Origin of the sequence: Cyclobacterium xiamenense (assembly GCF_009467825.1) — a bacterium.
GTDB lineage: Bacteria > Bacteroidota > Bacteroidia > Cytophagales > Cyclobacteriaceae > Cyclobacterium > Cyclobacterium xiamenense.
Map to the genome: position 1 here is coordinate 122,839 of NZ_WIOK01000002.1, position 22,863 is coordinate 145,701.

Sequence of the window (22,863 nt, forward strand, 5' to 3'; positions counted from 1 at the left end):
GCGAATTGGGTCGGGATTCGTTTTGCATTCGTTTAGCGAAGCAAAACTATCAGGGTGCTGATTTGTGCAGTAATGTGCAGTACTACCTGGTCCTTTCAAATTTTAAACCATCTCCTAAAAACGTACCTTTCTGCCTCTTACTCCCTGTAACCGTTCCAAACCATTTTGTAACGATTACTCCACAGCGGAACCCCCTTCCAGCCAATTTGGAAAAACAGCGCCAAGTCCTTCCACGACAAATTGGATCGCAATAGCTGCGACAATCACTCCAAAAATTCTGGTAAATGCGACGAATGCCAGTTTGTTTACTTTTTCTTCCAGCAAATAGGAATGGATGAGAACGAGAAAAAGGAAGGCATAACTAACCACCAAAACAAGCGACTTGCCCAAGTAATCCAGCAGTTCCTGAGATTGCGCGCTGTATAGCAAAACAGTGGTGAGGGAACCCGGTCCGGCAAGCATTGGGATCGTAAGTGGGACAAGCACTTTTTCAAACCGCCTTGCGGCGAGTTCTGTATCGGTTTGGCCTTCTTCCTGATTTCCAGTCAGGCGACTGGCCTTTCCTTCCACCATCGAAACGGCTGTTAGCATTAGTAATAGCCCTCCGGCAATTTTAAACACTTCTATATCAATGGCAAAGAATTGCAGGATGAAGATTCCAACATTCACGAAGACCAATAGGATAACGAATGCGGTGCCTACCACCATTACGGCAATTCGGCGCCTTACCTTTGGTTGGGCATCCCCCGTCAATTCATACCAAATCGGTATCAGTCCGATAGGGTTGACAATTGCGACCATCGCTAGCAGGAAATTTAGCATCAAATCACTATTCATGTCTTTATTCCGGTTAAGGGTACGCCAGTTAGCGTACACATATCATTCCAATGGAGCGTTAGATCGCTGGCTGGGCTTAGGGTTTTCGGCCGATAACCAGACTGTTGTACCAAAAAAGTTGTAGGTATCGGGGTTTTTAGTCCTCAAGATTTTTTGGGCAGCACGCAACCAAGGTACTGGCACAGGAATTGTCCCTGTGTGGGTAAGTAAGCGAACGGCCAATCGTTTGAGAACCGTTGGAATCCAGTTTTGCGAACAAATAATGTCGAAACAAAATCACCCTAACGCAAAACGCGTATGAAAAGCAAAAATATCCATCCGACCTACTGGACACCTGCAGCGATGATTGGTACTAAAAATGAGCGAATATGGAATAGCTACACGGATCTGAATGAGAAAATAGCGAATGCCGGCTATCCATGTGTAGGCGCAAAGGCCGCTATTAATACCAATCAATACCGCTTGGGTTTTTATAACCTGATGGCATCGGAAACAACCACGCAAGATTTAAGCGTTGATTTAAAAAAATACCTACAAGAGGCCGTTGAATCCGAAAGTGATTACCTTACATTTATCGCCTACTTTACGGATGAAATCCGTTCCGAATCGGAATTTGAACAAAAGTTATGGGAGCAACTTCAAAAATTGCACGATCTCGAAGGTCGCAAAGATAATTGGGACCCGGCGGTAAGTAGTGATCCTGAGGCAGACAATTTCAGCTTTAGTTTTGGGGGAACGGCTTTTTTTATTGTGGGGCTTCATCCAAAAGCCAGCAGGCTTGCACGAAGGATAGGGTATCCCGCCATGGCGTTTAATCTACACCGGCAATTTGACAAATTGAGAGAAAACGATCAATTCGAAACGATGAAAAAGGTGATTAGAGAACGGGATAGGGAATACCAGGGTTCCATCAATCCAATGGTCGAAGATTTCGGAGAGGGACGGGAGGCACCTCAATACAGCGGTAGAAGGGTAGAAAAGAACTGGAAATGTCCCTTTCATCCGTAGAAAGGCTGAGCCGTTAAAATAGACGTAGGATGAAATCGTGCCTGCCTGCCGGACAGGCAGGGATTCCCCGTCCGATTGGCGTTATCCGGGCGGGTAGGTGACCACTAAAAGACCATTATAAACACATGAAAATAATTGAAAAACAGTCTGGAGTAGCCTTTCACCTCAAAAAGGGAGCATTTTTGAAGGTAATTGATTTACAGGGAGAGCAGGTCAGCGATTTGGTGGCATTTAATGCGAATGACAAGCGCGAAAAGCTCTCTTCGGGTAAAACCCTGGATTTTGAAAGTACGCTTTTTATCACGAAAGGACATCATCTTTGGAGCAACCGAGGTCAGAAAATGATGGAAATATGGGAAGATACGAATGGCAGAAATGATTTTCTCCTGGCTCCTTGCAGTCCCGAAACCTTTCAGATTTTATACAACAATCCAACCTATCACCCCAGTTGTTTCGAAAACCTGGAGCAAAACCTCGACGCATTCGGCATACCAGCCGACGATATACCGACAGCCTTTAATATTTTTATGAATGTACAACTGGACCCGGAAGGAACCATTCGCGTGGAACCTCCAAAAAGCAAGGCGGGGGACTACGTTCTATTTAAAGCCTGCATGGATTTGATTATTGGTCTAACGGCCTGTTCTGCCGAACAATCCAATAACTTCAAATTCAAACCTATCGGCTACGAGGTAAATCCGGAGTCGTAAAATCCGGAAGTTGTCGCGATGGACACCGTTTGGTATTCGGTATCGCTGCTACCGCACTTACCTGATTTCGGGTTCCCCCTTTTTCTTATTGGAGCAATAACGTTGATACCATTCGGGATCATTTCTTTGAATCAGTTCGATCCCTTCGTCGAACATTGCATGTAACTCATTCGAGTACAGGTCGTCTTCGGAAATGGCCTCCTGTAAAATCAGTCGCCATTGTTCCCTGACCTGTGGGTCGTCGGGTTTAGACTTGAGGTCACTGAGCTTTTCATGGTCAATGATACGCGTCAATTTACATTCGAGCCATTCATAAATAGTGTCCAGTCTCCCCTTAATTTTTTCGTTAACGGATGCCTCATTCAAATAACTAAGCAGAATCAGTAGTTGCGCAGGTATACTCTTCATTTTTCACAGGTTTATTTAAATTTCCTTCGAGGTGGTTACCGCAAAGGACAGATTTATTACGATGCTTCTATATGAGCTTTCAAAAAATGAACCAGACACCGTTTTTTATACAAAAAAATAGGCCAAAATTGCCGAAAAAGTTTTTTTAGTTCCAGAAACAGAGATATCGCTAAAAATTAACACAATTTTAAAAAGAAGCCACTTTTTTACGGGTATTCTCAATTTTTCGGTTAATTTTTTGTCATCAATTTGTTAAATCCTTCATTTCCAACCCATAATGTGTTTGTAAAATTCGCAAATTGAAGATTTATATACGTGATTTGCGCAGATTTTCCCGGTTTAAAGCTTCATATTCATAAAAAAATAAGCAGTGCCTGTCCATGTTTCATGCAGAGCAAGGCTTACGAACAGTGTATACGATAATCAATTGGGATATGGAACAACCTGACAAAAAATTGCTGGATGGTTTTCGGAGTGGAGACCGCAAGGCCTTCGAAAAGATTTACCAATATTACCGGATACCGGTAATCCGTTTCAGTGTTTCCATTATCAAGGATGAGCAGGAGGCGGAAAATATTTACCACGAGGTATTTATGAAAATTCTCAAACGAAGGACCAAAATTCGCCCGGAATTGAATTTCAATTCGTACGTATTTACTTCCGTCAAGAACGAAATATTCGATTACTTGAAAGCACTCAACAAAAACAACAATTTGAAGGAGCGGTTTTGGGAACGTATTCAACAAGAGGAGGACGATTGTGAACAGGTAAAGGAGGCGCAGCTAACGAAGATGGAACGCATCATCGAAGGTTTATCTCCAAAGCGGCGGAAGATTTTGGAGATGAATTATTTCGAAAAGAAGTCCTACAATGAAATCGCGGATATTCTCATGATTTCAAAAAACACGGTGAAGAACCAATTAGTAAAAGCCAAGTTTATCCTTCGGAAAGAGATGGAGTAATGCCCCGGCATCCTTGATTTTTTCAGGCTGGTAGGTGGTTCGTGAGGAGCTACGAAGATATTTGTGTGTTTTTTTTTTTCGCACCCAAGTCATTTTTTAAGTAACAGCTTATTTTCGGATATACGTTACATCTTTTTTATACAAGCAAGTAGAATCGGGTCCTCTGTGGTTTCGGTACACGTCCACCATAAAAACTTGCCCATTTTTGACTCCATGACGAATAAAAGCGGGGCTTCTCCGTGTCGGGACCTTCATTAAAACGCGTAAGCCTTCAAACAGTGGACGCGTACCACACAGTCCTTGAAATAACCTTTTGTTGTTTTTAACGAAAGTAGCCACGCGGGAAAAGCTGGTTACCCGGCTTCGGGGCATCAATCTACCAGGCGGGCGATTGAACCCGCCCGGGAAAAAAGAAAAAAATGGAGGGGATTTTTTCCTTATTTCTCAGTAGTAAGTAAGATCAATCAATAAAAAATCGGTATGCATCAGCATTTCCTGAACTTAATCCCGGTAGTAAATGGCCGCGGCGCTGGCTTTTCCCGGAACGCGCATGCGCCGAAAATCGCAAAAAGCAAACGCTGGCTGGCGCACACTTCCAGTCAAGAAGGCAGGAACAGCGTCTACATGCGCACCACTCCGCTGAAGCGGCTACAGAAATAATTGAGTATATTGGATGCAATCAAACTGACTCAGATGCCTATGATACCCGTTTACTCCGGTTTGTTGCCGGTTATCTTCTTACTTACAGCAATCCAGGTAAGCCTGGCCCAGGAAGCTGTGTCTCTTGCTGACCGCCGCGAACTTTTTGTGGACGAGTACCTGATAGACTCCCTGAAGGGAGCCACCTTACGGATGCATACGCCGGTGGATGAAGGTCAGGTGTTGCCATTCGACCTGCCCTGGGAGGGAGCTTTTTCCGCATACGTGACCATCCTGCAGGACGGGGATACGTTCAAGGCCTATTACCGAGGGGTTCCTACCGCCGGTAAGGATGGCAACAGTGCAGAGGTCACCTGCTATGCCGAGTCCGCCGATGGTATTCATTGGGTAAAACCCCACCTCGGCATCCACGAAGTGGGAGGCGATACAAACAACAACGTTATCCTGGCAAATGAGGCGCCAATTACCCATAATTTCAGTCCCTTCATTGATACCAATCCCGCTGCCAAACCGGATGAACGCTACAAAGCACTGGGAGGTACGCAAAAGAGTGGATTGGTTGCCTTTACCTCTCCCGATGGCATTCACTGGAAGCGCCTCCAAAATGAGCCCGTTTTTCGTCAGGGTGTTTTCGACTCCCAAAACGTGAGCTTTTGGTCCGAAAATGAAGGGATGTACCTCTGTTATTTTCGTTCCTGGACCGGAAAAGGGTACCAGGGCTTTCGCTCCGTTAGCAGGACCACTTCCCGGGATTTTATCCACTGGACCGAACCCGAACCCATGGGTTTTGGCAACACGCCCTACGAACACCTGTACACGCAGCAGACCAGTCCTTATTTTCGCGCGCCGCATATCTACCTGGCGATTGGTGCACGGTTTATGCCCAATCGAAAGGTGGTTTCGGATGAAGAAGCCGAAAAACTGGGCGTAAACCCAAACTATTACAACGACTGCTCCGACGCCATATTGATGTCTTCACGGGGAGGAAACCGGTATTACCGGCACTTTATGGAGTCCTTTATTCGTCCGGGCATCGGCCTGCAAAACTGGGTATCCCGCTCCAATTACCCCGCCCTCAACCTGGTGCAAACCGGGCCGGCAGAAATGTCATTGTATGTCAACCAGGATTATGCCCAGCCATCTGCCCATTTGCGCCGGTACAGCATGCGCCTGGACGGACTGGCGTCTCTTTCTGCGGGGTATGCGGGCGGGGAAATGCTGACGCGCCCGGTTACCTTTACGGGCAACAGGCTGGAGGTAAATTTTGCCACATCTGCGGCAGGAGAGGTCCGGGTGGAGTTGCTCGACGAATCAGGAAATAAGTTGCCCGGCTATTCTCTGGAGGAATGCCGTCCGCTGGTCGGAAATGAAATTTCCAAAACCGTTTACTGGAACAGCAACCCCGATGTTTCGGAACTTTCCGGGAAGGAAATTCGGATGCGCATACGGCTATCCGATGCCAATCTTTTTTCTTTCCGTTTTTATTCCAACGCCGACTAGTGTTGGGAAGTATACAAGAATTTACACCCAAACAAATTGCATAATGAGACTACCTTTTCTTTTCGCCTTACACGTTTTTGTGACCGTCGTAGCCCAGCAGCCTTCGTTGGCTCAAACGAACGGGTCCACTGCCACAAAAATCCGGGACCTGGTGATTTACCAGGATTCCATGTATTATGCCAGTTTTCCTTCCATCGTGCGGAAAGCGGACGGGGATTTTTTGCTTTCCTTTCGGCGTGCGCCGGATCGACGGGTCGTATTTGGAGAGAAGGGAAATAACCACGTGGATCCCAATAGTTACCTGGTGAGCATGACCTCCAGGGACGGTCTGAACTGGGCGGAAGACCCGGAGTTGCTCCATGCATACGATTTTGGGGGATCCCAGGACCCCTGCCTGTTGCAACTGCGGGACGGAACCCTGCTGTGCACCAGCTATGCATGGGCATTTTTGCGGGATGACGGCGTGCAAAACCTACCCATCCCAAACTTTCAGAACCGCCCCGGAACCGTATTCCTGGGAGGGTATTTGCTGCGCTCCATTGATGGGGGAAAAAGCTGGTCCAAACCCATTTATCCTCCACACATCGAACCGGAGGTGAACCTAGACCCCATGGGCCGCCCCATTCCTGCCTACAACCGGGGAGCCCTGCTTGAAGGCAAAAACGGCCGAATCTACTGGGTAGTAGCTGCCAATGATCAGGTAGCGCCCCGCCGTACTTCCAATTACCTACTGGTTTCCGACGACCAGGGCCGAAGTTGGGAGCACCTCTCTACCGTTGCCAAAGACGAGGAAGTGATATTCAATGAGGCATCGCTCCATGAAACCCCCAAAGGCGATTTGGTAGCCTTTATTCGCACAGACAAGTACGAGGGGCAGTCCGTTATCGCCCGGTCTTCGGACGGTGGAAAAACCTTTTCCTGGCAGGGGATGGGTTTTAAAGGGCATCCCTTGCAGGCCTTGCGCTTACCCGATGACCGGGTACTGCTGGTGTACGGGTACCGGTATCGGCCGTACGGCATCCGTGCCCGAATCCTGAACCCCGAATGCACAGATTTCGCTACCGCCGAAGAGATTGTATTGCGGGAAGATGGTGGAAGTGGCGACATTGGGTATCCCTGGGCCGTCATGCTCGATGAAAAAAGGGCCTTGGTGACCTATTACTTCAACAAAGACAACGGTACCCGACACATCGCCGGCACCGTCCTGGAGATTCATTGAGGGGGGATTTACTTGTCCCCGCAATGCCGCTGATTAGGCTGTTGGCAGGTAAGGGGATTTCCTACCTCCTCAGTGAGAAATGGGCCATTCCTAAACGATGGAATATCTGCAATTCGAACCTCCCTTCATAAGGAAATAGCCCATTCAAAAAAAAAAATAGCAATCAAAAATCATGGGCTTTAGCCTTTATAGATTCAATAGGAAATAGCCTATTCCAATTTATCTGTCCATGATTTTGGGTTAAAAATGGTTAAAGTTGCGCATTTACCTTCCATTATGTGCTGGAAATGAATAGGTTTATGGAATGTTGCTTTGCTCGTATACTAGACACCTTTAAATACAATGCCCAACAAAACTTTCCTAGTGCTTTTCTTTATGGCATGTTTTTCCTGCAGAAAACCGCAGGATACTGCATCCATTGAAACAATCCGTTATCAAGTGGACACCGTGATGGTAGATGGCAAAGGGCATCTGTTTGACCTAACCTATTTGTTGCTTAATTCGGATTATTGCGAGCAAGATGGTTTTTTGTATACCTATATTAAATTTGATCATGGTATTGACAAGATAGACCTGGACCTGATGGAACTGGAGGACAACTATCCACTTCAAAAAGAAGGTCCTGATGGCACCGGTTCGTGGATTTCCTCCCTCAAAAGTATGGGCGATGGTAAATTGTTTCTCGCAGGACAATTTGGAGGCCATTTCAACTTAGAAGGCAGACTGGTTAAAAAATTTGAATGGGAAAGATTATCCGGCATAAAGGGAGGAATTGCTGATGAAGAATACGTATACCAACAAATGGCAAATCCTAGCTTCGGTCACCTGGCCTTTGCATTGGTAATTGATGACTTGGCTGATAGGATATCACTGAAAAAACTAAACACAAACGACACCCTGATTTCAACCTACGAGATTGATCCCTACGGGAATTATAAAAAATACACACTTGGAGATTTGACGTCTTATAATAAATGGGGTCCTCGGGTTTTTATAGCCAGTCAAGACGATAAAATTATCGTTTCCCATGAATTTTCTAATGATTTTTATGTTTACTATCCAATGGAAGATAACCTCGAATCGGTGACCTATTCCTCCATCCATACGCCGAGTAAAGTAACTATCACAACCGAAGGTGACCTCGTTAATTCCACCGATGATCGAATTAGTGCCCTTCAATTTTACCTCGAACAAGTAAGTTTTGGACCATTGGCTTATGATAAGCAAAGGAAGAGATATTATCGGCTTTCTGCCTCCAGTAAGTTTGGTCAAGAAAAAAAAGAGAATAGAATCCTACATGAAACGATTAGCGTCAAGGTCTTTCTAACTGTGTTTGATCAGGAATTCAATTTTTTGAGTGAAATACCTATTCCCGAGCTCAGTAACAAATCCTCTGCAAAATATTTTGTAAAAGACGGAAAGCTATGGGTCTTTCAGAACAGGGATGATGAGTTGGGATTTGTTAGGGTGGCAATAAGTGAATGAAATTATGAAAATATCCAGTACCCATTCCACGAGCGTGACGGAGCATTTTTTGTGAAATGGGGATTTTAGTCTCTTGGGATAAATGGTTTGGCTAAAGCCAGGGATGTTGGGAAATGCCAGATTGCTGATTTCTCAATTCATGATTCCTTTTACAAGGTTTTAACCAATGATTGCTTTTAAAGGAAGATTTCGCTGGCATACTTAAACCGCCCGAAGTATGCAATTTACCTGGAATTAATTACTTTGGTAGACCAGTACTGGATGCTAGAAATGGGTATCCCACAGAAAAATTCGGTTGTTTCCAATTTACCAGCTGGATTTCGGATGAGATGTAGATGTACCTGCTTTCATAATTACCCACTCCCGGAAGCAAATTCTTCCGGGGAACCGGCGGGGATGGCAAATGAAAACCCCGAAAGGCCCGAACAAGAATCAGGCAAGAACAATTCGTAACAAACCATGGATTCCAGCAAACACATCCAACAATTCTCACGCGATGGCTACCTGTACTTACCGGGCTTTTTATCCCGCAATCAGGTGGAGGAGATCAACGAACAGTTGGACACCTTTATTCGTGACCAGCTCTCCGATATGGCAGCAGAACATAGGAAATACGAAGTGCCTGGGGAGGTACAAACCTTGAAAATGCTGCAGGACCTGCAGGTCTATTTGCCCTTTTTCGGAGACTTGCTGCTGGACAGTTCCTTTTCAACGCTGGCAGAAAGCCTGCTCGGAGAGCCGGTGGTCGGCAAGACGCTGGAGTATTTCAATAAACCTGCAAAAATTGGGAAGGCTACCCCTCCGCATCAAGATGGCTATTACTTTATGCTGAAACCGATGAGCGCCGTGACCATGTGGTTGGCGCTGGAAGATGTGGACGAAGAAAATGGCTGGGTAAGCTATGTGAGGGGTTCGCACAAAAAGGGCATGCGTTCCCATGCAGCCACCCAAACCGTTGGGTTTTCGCAAGGAATTGCGGACTTTGGAAGGCCCGCAGACTTGAAAAACGAGGTGTTCTTTCCAGCCAAACCCGGGGACCTGCTGCTACACCATGCCCTGACCATCCACCGGGCAGCCCCCAATACGCATCCGGAGCGAAGCCGAAAAGCACTGGGTTGGATTTATTTTGGTAAATCCGCCCAAGAGGATGTCGCAGCGAAAAAAGCCTACGTGAAATCCCTGAATCAACGGCAGGCATGACCGGAACGCGGATCCAAAACCTGCAAATGGGGTTATTGCTCCTGCTTTTTGCACTGGCCTGCCAATCCAGACCTTCTACGGTGAGCCCGGAACTCCGGAAGCGAGCGGTACAGGAGCTGCAGCAGGGGATGGAGAAGCAGGAGCAGTGGGTAAAAGTGCACGCTGCAGAATATAAATTATGGCTGGACTACACCGATGGCGTGTTGGAAACCTTTCTGCTGGAGGAAAAAAAATGGGATCAGCTTTCGTCCTATCGCATCGGAGTCTGGCGAGTGTTGGCCCAGGCAGATCCGGCTTCACGCGATAGCTATATACAGAAAATCCTTAGGGCCTTCGAAGACCGAAATGGTCCCGACCGGGTACATGCCGCCGAAAGCCTGGCCAAGCTGGGGGAATCGCTGGCCGACTTGTCACCGGAACTTACGCGGGAAGTAGTGGAAGGTCCCGTAAACAGCCTGTATGTCTACACCCTGTGGAGTACCTTACAGGGTAGCGATACGGCCGCGGCCAGGGAGCAATTGCTGGACCTGGCACTGAATCCTGAACGAGATGAAATAATCCGGCTTCAGGCAGCTTTTGTCCTCCGAAGTGAAGGAGTTTTTTCAACGGCTTCCTGGAAAAAACTAGCCAGGGCCGGTCTACAAGAGCCGAAGGCGTCCCTTCCCAGGGTGTACCTGTTATCGGCCGCCCTCATGCATGCACCGGAGGAAGAACGAAACAGTACGATTTTAGGGGAGGTAAAAAATGCCCTGCGGGACCTAAAAGAGGCCCCTTCTAAGGGAGTTCGAATGGAAATAGCGCATGCATTGGGTACTGCGGGGAGTCCCGAGGACCTACCGGTGCTTGTGGCGCTGTTCGAAAACGAAAACCCGTTGATGCCTGAGGAGGAAGTTCCCGGCGAGGATTTGCAGGCGGGGGCGAATGCAGACGTTCGGGCTGCGGCTGCCTATGGAATTCTGATGCTGGACCGACGGCAGGAGTACAGCCTGGCCTGGGCCGATTGGTTCGTAGTGGCGGCTTACCTGGCCGGTATGGTGGGCGTGGGTTATTATTTTTCGCAAAAAAACAAAAGTGAAAGGGATTACTATCTGGGCGGTGGAAAGATGAACCCGGTTGCAGTCGGTTTATCACTATTTGCTACCCTGCTTAGTTCCCTGAGTTACCTTTCCTATCCGGGAGAAATGGTGAAATACGGTCCGGTAATCTTCTCCGGCGTATTGGTTTTTCCGCTGGTATACTATGTGGTGGGATGGTTTCTGATTCCCCGGTTTATGAAATTGCGGGTCACCAGTGCCTACGAGATTTTGGAGATAAATCTGGGAGTGAGCATTCGGGTATTGGCTACGTTTTTCTTTTTGTCGCTGCGGTTTTTGTGGATGGATACGATCATCTTTATTACGGTGCATACGGCCATCCTGGCAATTTTCGGAGTCGATCCGTCGCATACATTGATCATTAGCATATTGTTGATGGGGATTACCATTTTTTATACCACGCTAGGTGGGCTGAAAGCCGTGGTATTTACAGATGTGATCCAATCGGGCGTGCTGATGGGTGGGGCCATTTTGACCTTGCTGGTGGTGACTCTCTCTTTTGGGTCGGTAGCTGCATGGTTTCCTACCGAATGGCCGGCGCACTGGGGGGAACTGCAGCTCGGGGTGGATGCCCGGGAGCGTCTGACGATTGGCAATGCCCTGCTGACCACCTTTGTCTGGTACCTGGCTTCTTCGGGCTCCGATCAGATGTCCATACAGCGTTTTCTGGCTACTGAAAATGCCCGGACCGCCCGCAAGACTTTTGGTGTTTCACTCCTGACTACCTTTGTGGTACAAATCTTACTGGGTTTGGTGGGGCTGGCCGTGCTGGCTTATTTTACCGCATTTCCCCATTTTCTGGCTCCGGGTGAGACAGTAACCACTTCTGCCGACCAGCTATTTCCGAAATTTATCCGGGTAGGATTGCCGGTTGGAATTTCCGGCCTGGTGGCTGCGGGTATCCTGGCAGCAGCCATGTCCAGCCTATCTTCAGGTTTGAACAGTACCTCCTCGGTCATTTCAGAAGATCTCATCAAACGCTTTACCCGCAAATCACGGGCGCCTCAGAAACAAATGGCGGCGGTGCGCAACCTTTCCCTGTTCGTGGGGGTTTTTGCCTTGCTGCTGAGCTTGCTAATCAGTAAGGTAGAAGGAAACCTCTACGAAGTAATTGTTAAAGTCGTTAATCTCTTCGTTTCCCCCTTATTTGTGCTGTTTTTTCTAGCCCTTTTTGTTCCCTTTGCCACGGGAAGGGCGACCTTTCTGGCCGGGCTAGGTAGTGTCGCCATTGCGGTGGCCATCGCCTTTTTTAAATTTTTGGGGATTGAGGTATTGTTTATTCTCCCCGTTTCGCTCGGAGTAGGTGTGTTATTGGGCACGATATTGAGTTTTCTGGATGTGCGATTGCTTGGGAATACCGAAACCATGGAAAAGCGCAGCCGGGAGGCAGCCATTTTCAAGGGATTCGGGGAAAGCGACAAATCGGCAAGGGCAGACACTGGAAAAAGGACAGGTATGTAGGTTGCCCCCTTTATTGGGGCGGGATAGCCAAATTTTTCCGGTTACGGAGGTACTGCTCGTTTGCCGACGGCTCGAAGAGTCCCGGTTGGCCGACAGGGAAAAAGACGGACGATGCACAGGGGCCAGGAGCAGTCGGCTGGTTGCGCGTCTTTTGCTACCTGGTGCCGCGAAACGACTGGAGTTTGGATCTGGTTATGGCAATAAGGCAAGTGAATGCTTGCCTATTTTGGTTTTCAGGTACTACCTGCTTACAAGCAGGGGCATGCGGTGAAGAAGGCAATGCCTCTGCCAGGATCCTGATTAGGAGAGCGTATTGAGATTTTTAAGTAATTCCTGTTTGTGTTGCTTGCTGATAGGTAGGGTGATGTTATTGATTTCCAGAAAATGATCGGCTACTGCGTCCAGTTTGGAAATATTGACAAGAAACGAGCGGTGAATTCGGACAAACTGCCGAACGGGGAGCTTTTGATCGAGCATTTTCAGGGGGCAAACGACCAGAATGGATTCCGACTTGGTGTGGATTTTTGCATAATTTCGGTCGGCTTCCACGTAATAGATATCGTCAAACAATAGCTTTACCAGTTTGTTTTGCGTTCGCACAAAGATACGGTCTTTCAAAAATGTGGCGTTTTCCTCCGGTTCCGTTTTGGCCCTTTCCGGTTCGAATAGGATTTGTTCCGCAGCCAAGGCAAGGGTTCGCTCCAACTCAACGGGCTGAAAGGGTTTGGAAATAAAGGCCAGGGGACGGGTGGTTTTGGCTTTTTCAAAGGAATCCTCATCGGTATTGCCGGTTAGATAAATGGCTTTTATCGCGTCGATTTCCTGAATGCGCTTCACGGTCTCAATACCATTTATTTTGCCATGCAATCCAATATCCACCAGTACCAATTGTGGCAGGTATTGCCTGAAATGAAGCAAGGCATTTTCCCCGTTTTTTTCGATGCCTGTAACCGAGTAGCCTAGCTTTTGGATGGTTTGCGAGAGGTGGGCGGCGAGCACCATATCGTCTTCTAGAATTAAAATACGTATCATGTCAGGGCGGTTTGGTACGCATCCGGGCAAAAGACGAAGCGGAAATACGTCCCTTCATGGGGTAATTTGCTCATTCTGCCGTTCAACTGGCTGGTTAATAATTGAATTAATTGTCCCCCGAAACCCAGCGAAAAGGCGGTTTCTTTTTCATTGAATCCGATGCCGTCGTCCAGGTAATCCAGGATGAGTTCATTCCCTTCCCGTTCAAGGTGGATGGTTAGGTTTCCTTGCTTTTTTCCGGGAAACGCATACTTTAGCGAATTGGTAATTAGTTCGTTTACGATCAATCCGATAGGTATTGCGGTAATGATATCCAGACTCATTTCCTCCATATCGCAATGCAATTCAGCCGTTCCATCCACCCCAAAGCTGTGAATGATGTCCCGGGACAATTTTGTGAAATAGTCTTTCATTTCGAGGTAGGCCAGGTCTTTCCCTTGATAGAGGGTCTGGTGCACCAGGCCCATACTTTGCACCCGGTTTTGGCTGTCCAACATGATTCGTTGTAAGTCGGGATCCTGAATTCGCTCCGATTGCAATGAAAGCAGGCTGCAGACGACCTGCAGGTTGTTTTTTATGCGGTGATGGGTCTCGCGAACCAGATAGGTTTTCTCCTCGTTTTGATCTTCCAACAGTTTGTTTTTCTTTCGGATGACGCGGTAACCCCGGAACATTATCAGAGAGAATACCAGCATCAGGCTGGTACCCACAATCCAAAAGGTGACCTGCTTTTCCTGTTTCGTCAGGATCAGCGCTTGTTCCTTGATGGTGTTGTTTTTTTGGGAAAGCGCTAGCTCGGATTTCAAGCCAGCCATTTTTTGTTCCGCTTTCTCATTAAAAATAGTTTGGTTTAGGTCATGGTACATTTTAAATGCAGCCAGTGCTTGTTGGTTTTTTCCCAGCGCCTCATAGACCTCGCTTAGCCGCTGATACGCCTGACTTGAAAAGAAGTGGTCTCCCAAATCAGTTCCTGCTTTGGCAATGCTTTGTAGCAAATAGTTTTCGGCTGCCTGCCATTCGTTTTTGGAAAAACTGACTTCTCCCAGGGCCAAAAAGGAACGCATTTGCATGAACGAATTCTCGAGTAGGCCGGCATATTTCAGCGCATTGGCAGCGGAATTTTCAGCTTGATCCAATTTATCCGTACGGATGTACAGACTGGCAAGCGACATGTAAACGTCACTCAGGTTGTTGTAAAATCCGAAGCGTTCCCCGACCGCAATGCTTTCGGAAAAATACTTCTCTGCTTCATCCAGACGGTCGAGTGCCATTAAATTGTTTCCAACCACATAGAGGGTAAAATCATAATCCATGTCCGGTATTCCCCAGCTTTCGAATAGATGAAGGGATTTCAGTCCAAATTCCAGCCCCTCCAGATAGTTTCCCTGTTTCCAAAGCAAATAACTCAGGTCGCTGTAAGCCATGGCCTGTGCCTTGCGATGATTGGATCGCATGCCGAGTTCCAGTGTTTTTCCTGCCCATTCGAAAGCGGAACTCAAATCTCCCCGTCTTTCGTACACGTAACCCAGGTTGGTATAGGCCAGCCATCGGTCTTGTAGGTCAATTTTTTTTAGGGCGGCTTGTAAGAGCAGTTCGGCTTGTTCGGTCTCGTCCATTCGGAGTAAAATGGCCCCTGCTATTAGCTGAAAACGGCCCTCCCATCGTTTGTCTCCCGCTTCTTGCGTTTCGAGCAACCCCTTTTGAATGATACGAAGGGATTCGTTGAGGTTTCGGGAATGGGTATAATACCCCCAATCCCAAAGTATCTGCCAGCGCAGGCTGTCTTTTTCTTGCTGCACTTGGGCCAGATTGGCCAGGGATTCCAGGTATTCTTTTCCGAAATCTGGAGGATAGGTAAATACCGGTTGGTAGAGGCTTGGCTTTTCGGGAAGCGGGTAAGCTAGCGTAAAATAGTAACTGCCGATACAGATGAGTAAAAACAAAACCTTCATGAAATAAATATACTCAAATTCCCAATAGAAATATCGTTTTTGTCAGATCGCTACGTAATTAGTGAAGCTACAGCCTCGTTTCGGGAATAAATGTGCTGCTTTCGGACAATATATCGGTGGTTTGGGAGAAAATCCCTTGCTGTATCAGGAATTTTGCCCTTTATTCGTCTCAAGCGTAATGGCTTTTAAAACATTTAAGATTAAGGTTTTTTAACAACATAAAAATGGCTCCCGTTGGGAGCTATTTTTATTTCCAGGCGCACGTTTGCTGGATTTCTAGTCCCATTACTGCCTCCGTTATTTTTGAAAGCGACAGAATTTTATTTGTGAAAGTGTTTTTTCAGTATGGCTAAATCCCAATAGGTTGCCATCACTCCTTCCTTTCAAATAAAAAATATTCCCATTGTACCAAAAGTGGTTTTATTCCATTATCTTACTTTCTAAATACGAATTTGGTTTTTGTCATGTTTTCTTTTTTCCACGTTCATTACTTGTTTTTTTTACTGATGGCAATTGCCATTGTTCCCTTGTCGTTCCTACTCTTTGCAAGCAAAAAGACAGGGGAGAAAGCGTATGTGTATTTTTTGTGGATCATGCTGGCTTGTTTTGTTTACTCGTTTGCCTATACCCTAGAGTTAATGCTCTTGTCCGCATCGTGGAAAATTGCCATGATCAAGCTGCAATACCTGGGAGCGGTAGCTTTTGCACCACTGGTTCTTTTTTTTACGCTGGCCTATACGACAAAGGAACAATGGATCGCGGGACCAAGGAAACTTGCTTTCTTGGTGATACCAATCGGAAATTTACTGCTGGTAGGTACCAATGAATTGCATTACTTGTTTTATTCCTCCTTTACTATCAGTAGTGAAGGGCTTTTTCCGGTATTGGTGACCGGAAAGGGGTATTTCTACTGGGTTCATCAGGGGTATACGCTATTGTTGATTTTCGGGAGTTTGTGGGTGCTCGTAAAACGGATTGAGGAGGTGCCCGCAGCGGATTCCCGGCAGGTATTTATGGTGATTTTGGGTCTTTGTAGTCCGTTGTTTGTATACGTGTGGTACCTTACAGGCAATGTTCCTTTTTTACTGGATCCCATTCCAGTGGGTTTTCTGGGTACGGGCTTGTTCTTTTTTCTGGGGTTGAAAAATTTTAAATTATTCCGCATCGCTCCCATTGCGTACCGAACCCTGTTCGATAATCTACAGGAAGGAGTCATGGTGCTGGATAGCCAGGGAGCCTTGGTAACGCTAAACCTTTCTGCAGCCAAGATCATGGGTATCAAAAGGGTGCATCAGGCTTCGGCACTAAAGGAAATCAATGATAATTGGCCTGAAATCTGCGACATGCTTCGCACACCTCGTTCCTATCAAGTTAGCGAATTTACCCGTGTTAGGGACGGACATACCCTGTGGTACCTGCTCTCCAAATCCAAGGTGAGTGCCGAAGACCAGCATCAGGTGGGGAGCTTGTTGGTACTGCGGGATATCACCCATGAAAAAAATTTCCAGATCCAAATCGAAAATGCCAAAATAGCTGCAGAAACAGCAAACAAAGCGAAAAGCGAGTTTTTGGCGAACATGAGTCACGAAATCCGGACACCTTTAAATGGGGTGATCGGCTTTACCGAATTGTTGACCCATACGGATTTAAACGAGCAACAACGCCGGTATGCACAAACGGCATTGACATCGGCTACGTCCTTGCTCGATCTGATCAATGATATCCTGGACCTGGCTAAAATTGAGTCCGGCAAGACAGAAGTGAGCCTGGATGTGGTTGACCTACACGAACTGCTCGAGACCATCGTGGATGTGCTGCGTTTTCAGGCGCACCAAAAGGGGCTCGAATTGCTTCTGGATTTACACGCGGATGTTCCGCGCAGGATTAAAACGGACGAGCTCAAACTCAAACAAGTGCTGATCAACCTACTAAACAACGCGGTTAAGTTTACACAAAAAGGGGAGGTGGTGCTACTGGTAGAAACAAGCGGACCGGAGCAGTCCAAACAAACCGAACAACTCTTATTTTCGGTTCAGGATAGCGGAATAGGGATAGCTCCAGACAAACAGCACCTGATATTCGACGCCTTTTCCCAGGCAGACTCTTCCACGACCAAAAAATTTGGCGGTACCGGCCTGGGCTTGACCATTTCCAACAAGCTGCTTTCCCTGATGGATAGCCGGATTCAGCTTGAAAGCGAACCAGGGCAAGGGAGCAGGTTTTTCTTTGTGCTTTCGGTAGAGGGTCAAAAGGATTCGGACAGTGGGCAGCCGTTCTCCAGGGAATATTTGTCCCACATTTCCCAGGTAGTAATCCTCGATGGGAATAGCCGTTCGGGTACCCTGCTACAACGGTATTGCGAAGATTTCGGACTCCCGGCGAGCCATGTAGAAAACGTAAACGAGGCTTTTTCAGCGATTGAAAATGGTTCCAGGCCGGTCCTGGTGCTGGTAAACAATCGTTTGTTGGGAAAAAGTAGTCGGGATGCCATTCAGCAAATGATGCGACTCGCACAAAAAGCGAAACGGCATGCGTTCTTTGTGCCCCTGTTAAGCAGCAACGAACGAGACGGTGCCATCGATACTTTTACGGAAATTGGCTGCTTGGGGACGATCGATAAGCCCGTATCTCCCACCAAACTGCGGGAAATGCTTGGCAGAACATCCAACTCCTCAGCGCATGTCCGATCGGTAGCTACCCCCTCCGATACCCATACAGATACGGGTAAAGGATTTACCTTATTGGTGGCCGAGGACAACCCGATTAACCGCATGCTTGTAAAGGTATTTATAGAGCAAATGAGCCCCGGAGCGAAGGTGTTAGAAGCCGAGAATGGCAAGGACGCGTTCGCCATGTTTGAAACCAAGAAACCGGACCTGGTGATCACAGATATTCACATGCCGGAAATGAACGGGTACGAATTGTTGCAGGCCATTCGGGAATACCCCGGCAAAAAGGAGGTGCCGGTGATCGGGTTTACCGCAAATGCCTTCCCTGTAGCACAAACCGACTCGGGTAACTATCACTTTGATGATTACCTGACCAAGCCGGTGGCGCAGAAAAAATTTCAACAAGTGGTGGGCAGGTGGATGGAAAGTATATCCAAACAGGAAGAGCGGTGAGCGGCATTATTCCGCTCACCTTTTTCTGATGTAGGATTAATTGTCTTCTCCCCGGAGCTTGATTACCGCACCGTCCAGTTCCTCACTGATCCGAATCTGACAAGCGAGCCGGCTGCTGGGAAAATATTCCGGAAGCGCCTCCAGCTGATCCAATTCAATGTCAGTCGCCTCTCCAAGGCCGTTTTTCCCTTCCAGTACCTCAACGTGGCAGGTGGCACACAGCGCCATTCCTCCACAAGTGGCCAAAACGGGATATTCGGACGCTTTCAGTACTTCCATCAGGCTTAGCCCCATGTCATCCGGTGCTTCAATGTCCTGACGATTGCCATCGTGATCTTCTACGGTGAATGTTACCATTGGTTAAAAAAACGATTAAAATGAGTTGACTCCGTTTACGGTAGTGTATTTAAAACTTAGTTTTTGATCGGGATAGACGTACTTAAAAGCCGCCTGCATCATAATAGCAGCTTCGTGAAACCCGCACAAAATCAACTTCAACTTACCCGGGTACGTATTGATATCTCCTATGGCAAAGATGCGGTCCACGCCAGTCGAATAGTCTCTGGTATCCACTTCAATTGCGTTTCGGTCCACGGTAAGTCCCCAATCGGCAATTGGTCCTAGTTTGGGACTAAGACCAAACAGAGGAATCAGGTAATCCGCATCGATTTTGATTCGGGTTTTGGCTTTGTCTTCCAGGAAAACCGAAGCAAGGTGACCATTGCCACCAAGTTCTTTTAGGTTGGCAGATAGGATCAGGTCAATTTTACCTTCATTGGCCAGGTCAAACACCTTTGCGGCCGAGTCGGGCGCGCCTCTAAAGGTTTCGTTTCGGTGTACCAGCGTTACCCGCTTGGCTACGTCGGACAGGTAGATGGCCCAGTCCAGGGCAGAATCTCCTCCGCCGGCCAGAATCACTTTTTTGTCCCGGAACTGCTCCGGATTTTTGACCATGTAGGCCACTCCTTTGCCCTCGAAGGTTTCGAGATTTTCCAGTACGGGCTTTCTAGGTTCAAAACAACCCAAGCCCCCAGCTATGACTACCACCTGCGCATGTATTTGGGTTTTATCGCTGGTGGTCAGCACATACGAACCGTCCGTCTGCTTGCTGAGGTGGTCTACCCGTTCGCCCAGCGAAAACGTGGGCTTAAATGGCTTTATTTGTTCCATGAGATTATCTACCAACTCCTGCGCCTTCACCTCGGGATAGCCGGGGATATCGTAAATAGGCTTTTGCGGATAGATTTCCGACAACTGTCCTCCCACTTGAGGCAAGGCATCCACCAAATGGCAACGCATCTTTAATAAACCGGCTTCAAAGACCGCAAATAAGCCTACCGGGCCTGCTCCAATTATGCAAATGTCAGTAGTAATCATGGTATAAATTGATTGTTTTAAAGGTGGAACCCCGTTCAGGTTCCTTTGTTTCTACAAAGATAATTAGTATACCAACTATTTTAAATTTTCCGCCAGTTTATTCTGCCAGGTTGCCATAGATGGTGTTCAGTATCCGCTTAAATTCCTCAAAATCCCTCTCGGTTAGATTTTCCCAGGCCTTTTGACGAATCTGCGCAATTTGTGGCTTCAATTCTCCTACCTTTTCCTTTCCGCTGCTCGTCAGAAGCAGCCGATAGCTCCTCCGGTCCTGGGGATGAGGAATACGGTCCACGTACCCTTTTTTGCACAGAATATCGACAATTCGGGTCAGGGTGGGCTGATCTTTGAATACCAGATGAGCCAATTCAGTCTGGCTAAGCCGTTCGTTTTCATCCAGGTTTTTCATGACCAACCATTGGTCCACCGTAATGTCAAATGCGTTCAACTTGAACTTTTGCTGGGCGTACTGCTTGACTTTTTTCGCCGTCCGATCCAACAAAAAAGAATACCTGCTAAATTGCTCGTATGTCATGCCAATAATTCGTACGGCAAATATAATCAATATTTCATTTCTTCTCCCAACAAACCCTATAAAAATTATAGGTTTTGTTGAATAGTGATTGGAAGGTCGTTTCGACTTGCCATATTGTCTGGAAAGGGCTAATTTTCCGGAATCAAATGTCTTACCCTAAAAAACAAGCAAGAAATGATCATTGATCTTACTGGATACCAGGCGGTAGTAGGGGGAGCCACCCGGGGGCTTGGATTGGCCGCTGCTCGTCAACTTGCTGCATCGGGCGCTACAGTCACGCTGATGGCACGAAACGAGCGTTCCTTGAACAAGGCCGTAGCTTCCTTACCTGCCGATAACGGACAAATACACGATTACCTGCAGGTCGATTACCTGGATTTTCCTGGTTTCAAGCGACACTGTGAGAAGTTTTTTAATGGGAAAAAAGTAGATATCCTGGTCAACAATACCAACGGTCCGAAAGCCGGTACGGTCACGGAGAAAACAACCGAGCACTTTCAGGAGGCCTTCGATCTGCTGTTTAAAACCTATCACCATTTGACCCAGTTGCTGCTGCCGGGCATGCGTGCCCGGGGCTACGGGCGTATACTCAATGTTTCCTCCGTTTCGGTAAAAGAACCCTTGCCCAATCTGGTATTGTCCAACAGCATACGCACCGCGGTGGTCAGTTGGGCGAAAAGTCTGGCAGAAGCGGTAGCTTTGGATGGGGTCACGGTCAATTCCATTCTTACCGGAGCCTTTGATACCGAACGTATCCGGGAGCTGACCGAACAGCAGGCCCGGGCTACCGGCAACACGATGGAAGCACTGCTGGAAGCCAGGAAAGCGAGCATTCCTGCAGGCAGGTTTGGAGATCCCAAAGAATACGGTTACTTGCTTGCCTTTCTGGCTTCCCCAATGGCCGGATACATCACTGGAACCAGTATCCCGATTGATGGAGGTGCCATCAAAAGCCTATAAATTTTCCGGTGCCGGCCCCATATTAGGCAGGGCAATTGAAACGTACACTACTCCACCGATGATTAAAAGCACCGAAATGGATGCAAGCAAAATAAGGATTTTGAGAAACTTGGGCATGACAGGCTGGGTTTATGGCTAGCAATAAAATCCGATTGTGGAAATAATTGATCTTATTTACGCGAATGCGTTGATGTGTTTTTTCAATAAATTCGTTAATAAGTAAAATCGATATTAATAAAATTTTATTACTATTTAATTGTTTTTTAATAGAATAATTTTAAATTAAATATAAATAAAAAATTTTATTTTAAAAAGGGGTTTTCTGTTGCTGGCGGATTTTGGAGGAATCTGAGCATTTCGGAAATGCTTTGAAAGAGGCAGTAGCTTTTGGCAAAGGTTGCTTTTATTTCGAAGGGGGATGCGGTGATTTGAATGGAGGCAGGCAGTTGCAGTTCGGGGTTTTTCCGGAGGGCGTTTTTTACCCAACAAACCAGGGCTTCGGGCCCTTCAATGGCACAAGCCAGCGGAATTGTGCTCCGAACGATCTTGCCAGAAACAGCATCCACCTGCCATTTGTCCCCGGGGACCAGGCGCTGTATGCCGCCATTAATCATCAGGTCTTCCGGGCTGCCGGTCAACAGGGGCTGGTTTGCGTTCATCAGCCAAAGTTTATCAGCCGTTTCAAGGGCTACTTCCAGATCGTGGGTGACGACCAAAATGGCTTTGGACGCTTTTCTTGCAAGGTCACGTAACAAGTACATGATTTCAAACCGATTGCTAAGATCCAGGTGGGCCGTAGGTTCGTCCAGGATTAGGATGGGGCTGTCCTGGGCCAGGGCACGGGCAATCAGGGCCGTTTGCCGCTGTCCGTCGCTGAGCGCGGATACCCGTTTTGCGGCCAGATGCGAAATGGATGTCCATTCCATCACTTCGGCTATTTTTGCCTGGTCCTGCGGGCTCAGTTGGCCCCACCAGCCGGTGTGTGGAATTCTGCCCAGGGCGACCAAATCCCGGACGGTCATCATGCCTGTGGGTGTTTTTTCGGTCAGGACCACGGCGATCTTTTTTGCCCGCTCCTTTTCAGCAAGCCTACCGGTTGGGGTATCCCCCAGCCACACCTCGCCCTGCAGGGGCGGGTGCTGATGCATGATGGCTTTTAGCAGAGTGGATTTGCCCACCCCATTGGGTCCCATCAGGCAGGTGAGCTCCTGCCGATACAGGTCAAAGCTCACCGGATAGGCTACCCGCTGCGCCAGCTTACCGGTGCGATAGCCCAATTCCAGGTCCCTGGCCCGTACAAATGCCGGATTTTCGGCCGTGTTGGTTGTCGGCAGATTCATGGTG

Annotated in this window: 18 protein-coding genes; 10 read left to right on the forward strand and 8 right to left on the reverse strand. The window is 47.5% G+C overall.

Going from position 1 to position 22,863, the window contains the following annotated elements; all coding sequences use genetic code 11:
* Positions 1-174: 174 nt before the first annotated feature.
* Positions 175-837, reverse strand: coding sequence for a MarC family protein (locus tag GCU44_RS01945; protein ID WP_154853107.1), 663 nt, complete (start codon positions 835-837; stop codon positions 175-177).
* A gap of 297 nt (positions 838-1,134) precedes the next feature.
* Here GCU44_RS01945 and gntA point away from each other — a divergent pair, with 297 nt between their 5' ends.
* Both gntA and GCU44_RS01955 read left to right on the forward strand, forming a co-directional pair.
* Entirely contained in the window at positions 1,135-1,845 is a 711-nt protein-coding gene (gntA, locus tag GCU44_RS01950) for a guanitoxin biosynthesis heme-dependent pre-guanitoxin N-hydroxylase GntA (protein WP_154853110.1), read from the forward strand.
* Between the two features lie 125 nt (positions 1,846-1,970).
* Positions 1,971-2,555: a DUF1989 domain-containing protein gene (locus GCU44_RS01955; RefSeq protein ID WP_154853113.1), complete on the forward strand. Its 585-nt coding sequence runs from the start codon at positions 1,971-1,973 to the stop codon at positions 2,553-2,555.
* A 57-nt stretch (positions 2,556-2,612) separates the two neighbouring features.
* Here GCU44_RS01955 and GCU44_RS01960 read toward each other — a convergent pair whose 3' ends face one another.
* Positions 2,613-2,963, reverse strand: a complete 351-nt coding sequence (locus GCU44_RS01960) for a hypothetical protein (RefSeq protein ID WP_154853116.1) — start codon at positions 2,961-2,963, stop codon at positions 2,613-2,615.
* Positions 2,964-3,397: 434 nt separating this feature from the next.
* Between GCU44_RS01960 and GCU44_RS01965 the strand changes: the two genes are divergently transcribed.
* The 6 genes from GCU44_RS01965 to GCU44_RS01990 all read left to right on the forward strand — a co-directional run bounded on the left by GCU44_RS01965 (position 3,398) and on the right by GCU44_RS01990 (position 12,544).
* The gene (locus tag GCU44_RS01965; RefSeq protein ID WP_092175408.1) at positions 3,398-3,925 is read left to right on the forward strand and encodes an RNA polymerase sigma factor; all 528 of its coding nucleotides are present in this window, start codon (positions 3,398-3,400) and stop codon (positions 3,923-3,925) included.
* Between the two features lie 699 nt (positions 3,926-4,624).
* The gene (locus tag GCU44_RS01970) at positions 4,625-6,085 is read left to right on the forward strand and encodes a glycoside hydrolase family protein (RefSeq protein ID WP_154853119.1); all 1,461 of its coding nucleotides are present in this window, start codon (positions 4,625-4,627) and stop codon (positions 6,083-6,085) included.
* A gap of 43 nt (positions 6,086-6,128) precedes the next feature.
* The gene (locus tag GCU44_RS01975; RefSeq protein WP_154853121.1) at positions 6,129-7,304 is read left to right on the forward strand and encodes a sialidase family protein; all 1,176 of its coding nucleotides are present in this window, start codon (positions 6,129-6,131) and stop codon (positions 7,302-7,304) included.
* 342 nt (positions 7,305-7,646) lie between these two features.
* Positions 7,647-8,789, forward strand: coding sequence for a DUF4221 family protein (locus tag GCU44_RS01980; RefSeq protein ID WP_154853126.1), 1,143 nt, complete (start codon positions 7,647-7,649; stop codon positions 8,787-8,789).
* Positions 8,790-9,248: 459 nt separating this feature from the next.
* Complete coding sequence (locus tag GCU44_RS01985) at positions 9,249-9,989, forward strand: phytanoyl-CoA dioxygenase family protein (protein WP_154853129.1); 741 nt, start codon at positions 9,249-9,251, stop codon at positions 9,987-9,989.
* Positions 9,986-12,544, forward strand: coding sequence for a sodium:solute symporter family transporter (locus GCU44_RS01990; protein ID WP_154853132.1), 2,559 nt, complete (start codon positions 9,986-9,988; stop codon positions 12,542-12,544). Before GCU44_RS01985 ends, GCU44_RS01990 begins: the two co-directional genes overlap by 4 nt.
* A gap of 300 nt (positions 12,545-12,844) precedes the next feature.
* On the opposite strand, the gene GCU44_RS01995 is transcribed toward GCU44_RS01990, so the two are convergent.
* Together GCU44_RS01995 and GCU44_RS02000 are read right to left on the reverse strand one after the other, a co-directional pair.
* Positions 12,845-13,576 carry a LytR/AlgR family response regulator transcription factor gene (locus GCU44_RS01995; RefSeq protein ID WP_154853135.1) on the reverse strand — a complete coding sequence of 244 codons (732 nt, stop codon included), beginning with the start codon at positions 13,574-13,576 and terminating at the stop codon, positions 12,845-12,847.
* Positions 13,573-15,528, reverse strand: coding sequence for a tetratricopeptide repeat-containing sensor histidine kinase (locus GCU44_RS02000; protein ID WP_154853137.1), 1,956 nt, complete (start codon positions 15,526-15,528; stop codon positions 13,573-13,575). Before GCU44_RS02000 ends, GCU44_RS01995 begins: the two co-directional genes overlap by 4 nt.
* 506 nt (positions 15,529-16,034) lie before the next feature.
* Between GCU44_RS02000 and GCU44_RS02005 the strand changes: the two genes are divergently transcribed.
* The gene (locus GCU44_RS02005) at positions 16,035-18,650 is read left to right on the forward strand and encodes a histidine kinase N-terminal 7TM domain-containing protein (protein ID WP_161993881.1); all 2,616 of its coding nucleotides are present in this window, start codon (positions 16,035-16,037) and stop codon (positions 18,648-18,650) included.
* A gap of 36 nt (positions 18,651-18,686) precedes the next feature.
* Here the strand turns inward: GCU44_RS02005 and GCU44_RS02010 are convergent, their stop codons facing one another.
* The 3 genes from GCU44_RS02010 to GCU44_RS02020 form a co-directional block, all read right to left on the reverse strand.
* Positions 18,687-19,007, reverse strand: coding sequence for a 2Fe-2S iron-sulfur cluster-binding protein (locus tag GCU44_RS02010; RefSeq protein ID WP_092175439.1), 321 nt, complete (start codon positions 19,005-19,007; stop codon positions 18,687-18,689).
* A gap of 15 nt (positions 19,008-19,022) precedes the next feature.
* On the reverse strand, positions 19,023-20,027 hold the full coding sequence (locus GCU44_RS02015) for an NAD(P)/FAD-dependent oxidoreductase (protein ID WP_092175442.1): 1,005 nt from the start codon (positions 20,025-20,027) through the stop codon (positions 19,023-19,025).
* A gap of 97 nt (positions 20,028-20,124) precedes the next feature.
* A complete protein-coding gene (locus GCU44_RS02020) occupies positions 20,125-20,559 on the reverse strand; it encodes a MarR family winged helix-turn-helix transcriptional regulator (protein ID WP_154853143.1) in 435 nt (144 codons plus the stop codon).
* 174 nt (positions 20,560-20,733) lie between these two features.
* Between GCU44_RS02020 and GCU44_RS02025 the strand changes: the two genes are divergently transcribed.
* Complete coding sequence (locus GCU44_RS02025) at positions 20,734-21,519, forward strand: SDR family oxidoreductase (RefSeq protein WP_154853146.1); 786 nt, start codon at positions 20,734-20,736, stop codon at positions 21,517-21,519.
* Positions 21,520-21,821: 302 nt separating this feature from the next.
* On the opposite strand, the gene GCU44_RS02030 is transcribed toward GCU44_RS02025, so the two are convergent.
* Positions 21,822-22,859: an ABC transporter ATP-binding protein gene (locus GCU44_RS02030; protein ID WP_154853148.1), complete on the reverse strand. Its 1,038-nt coding sequence runs from the start codon at positions 22,857-22,859 to the stop codon at positions 21,822-21,824.
* Positions 22,860-22,863 lie beyond the last annotated feature (4 nt).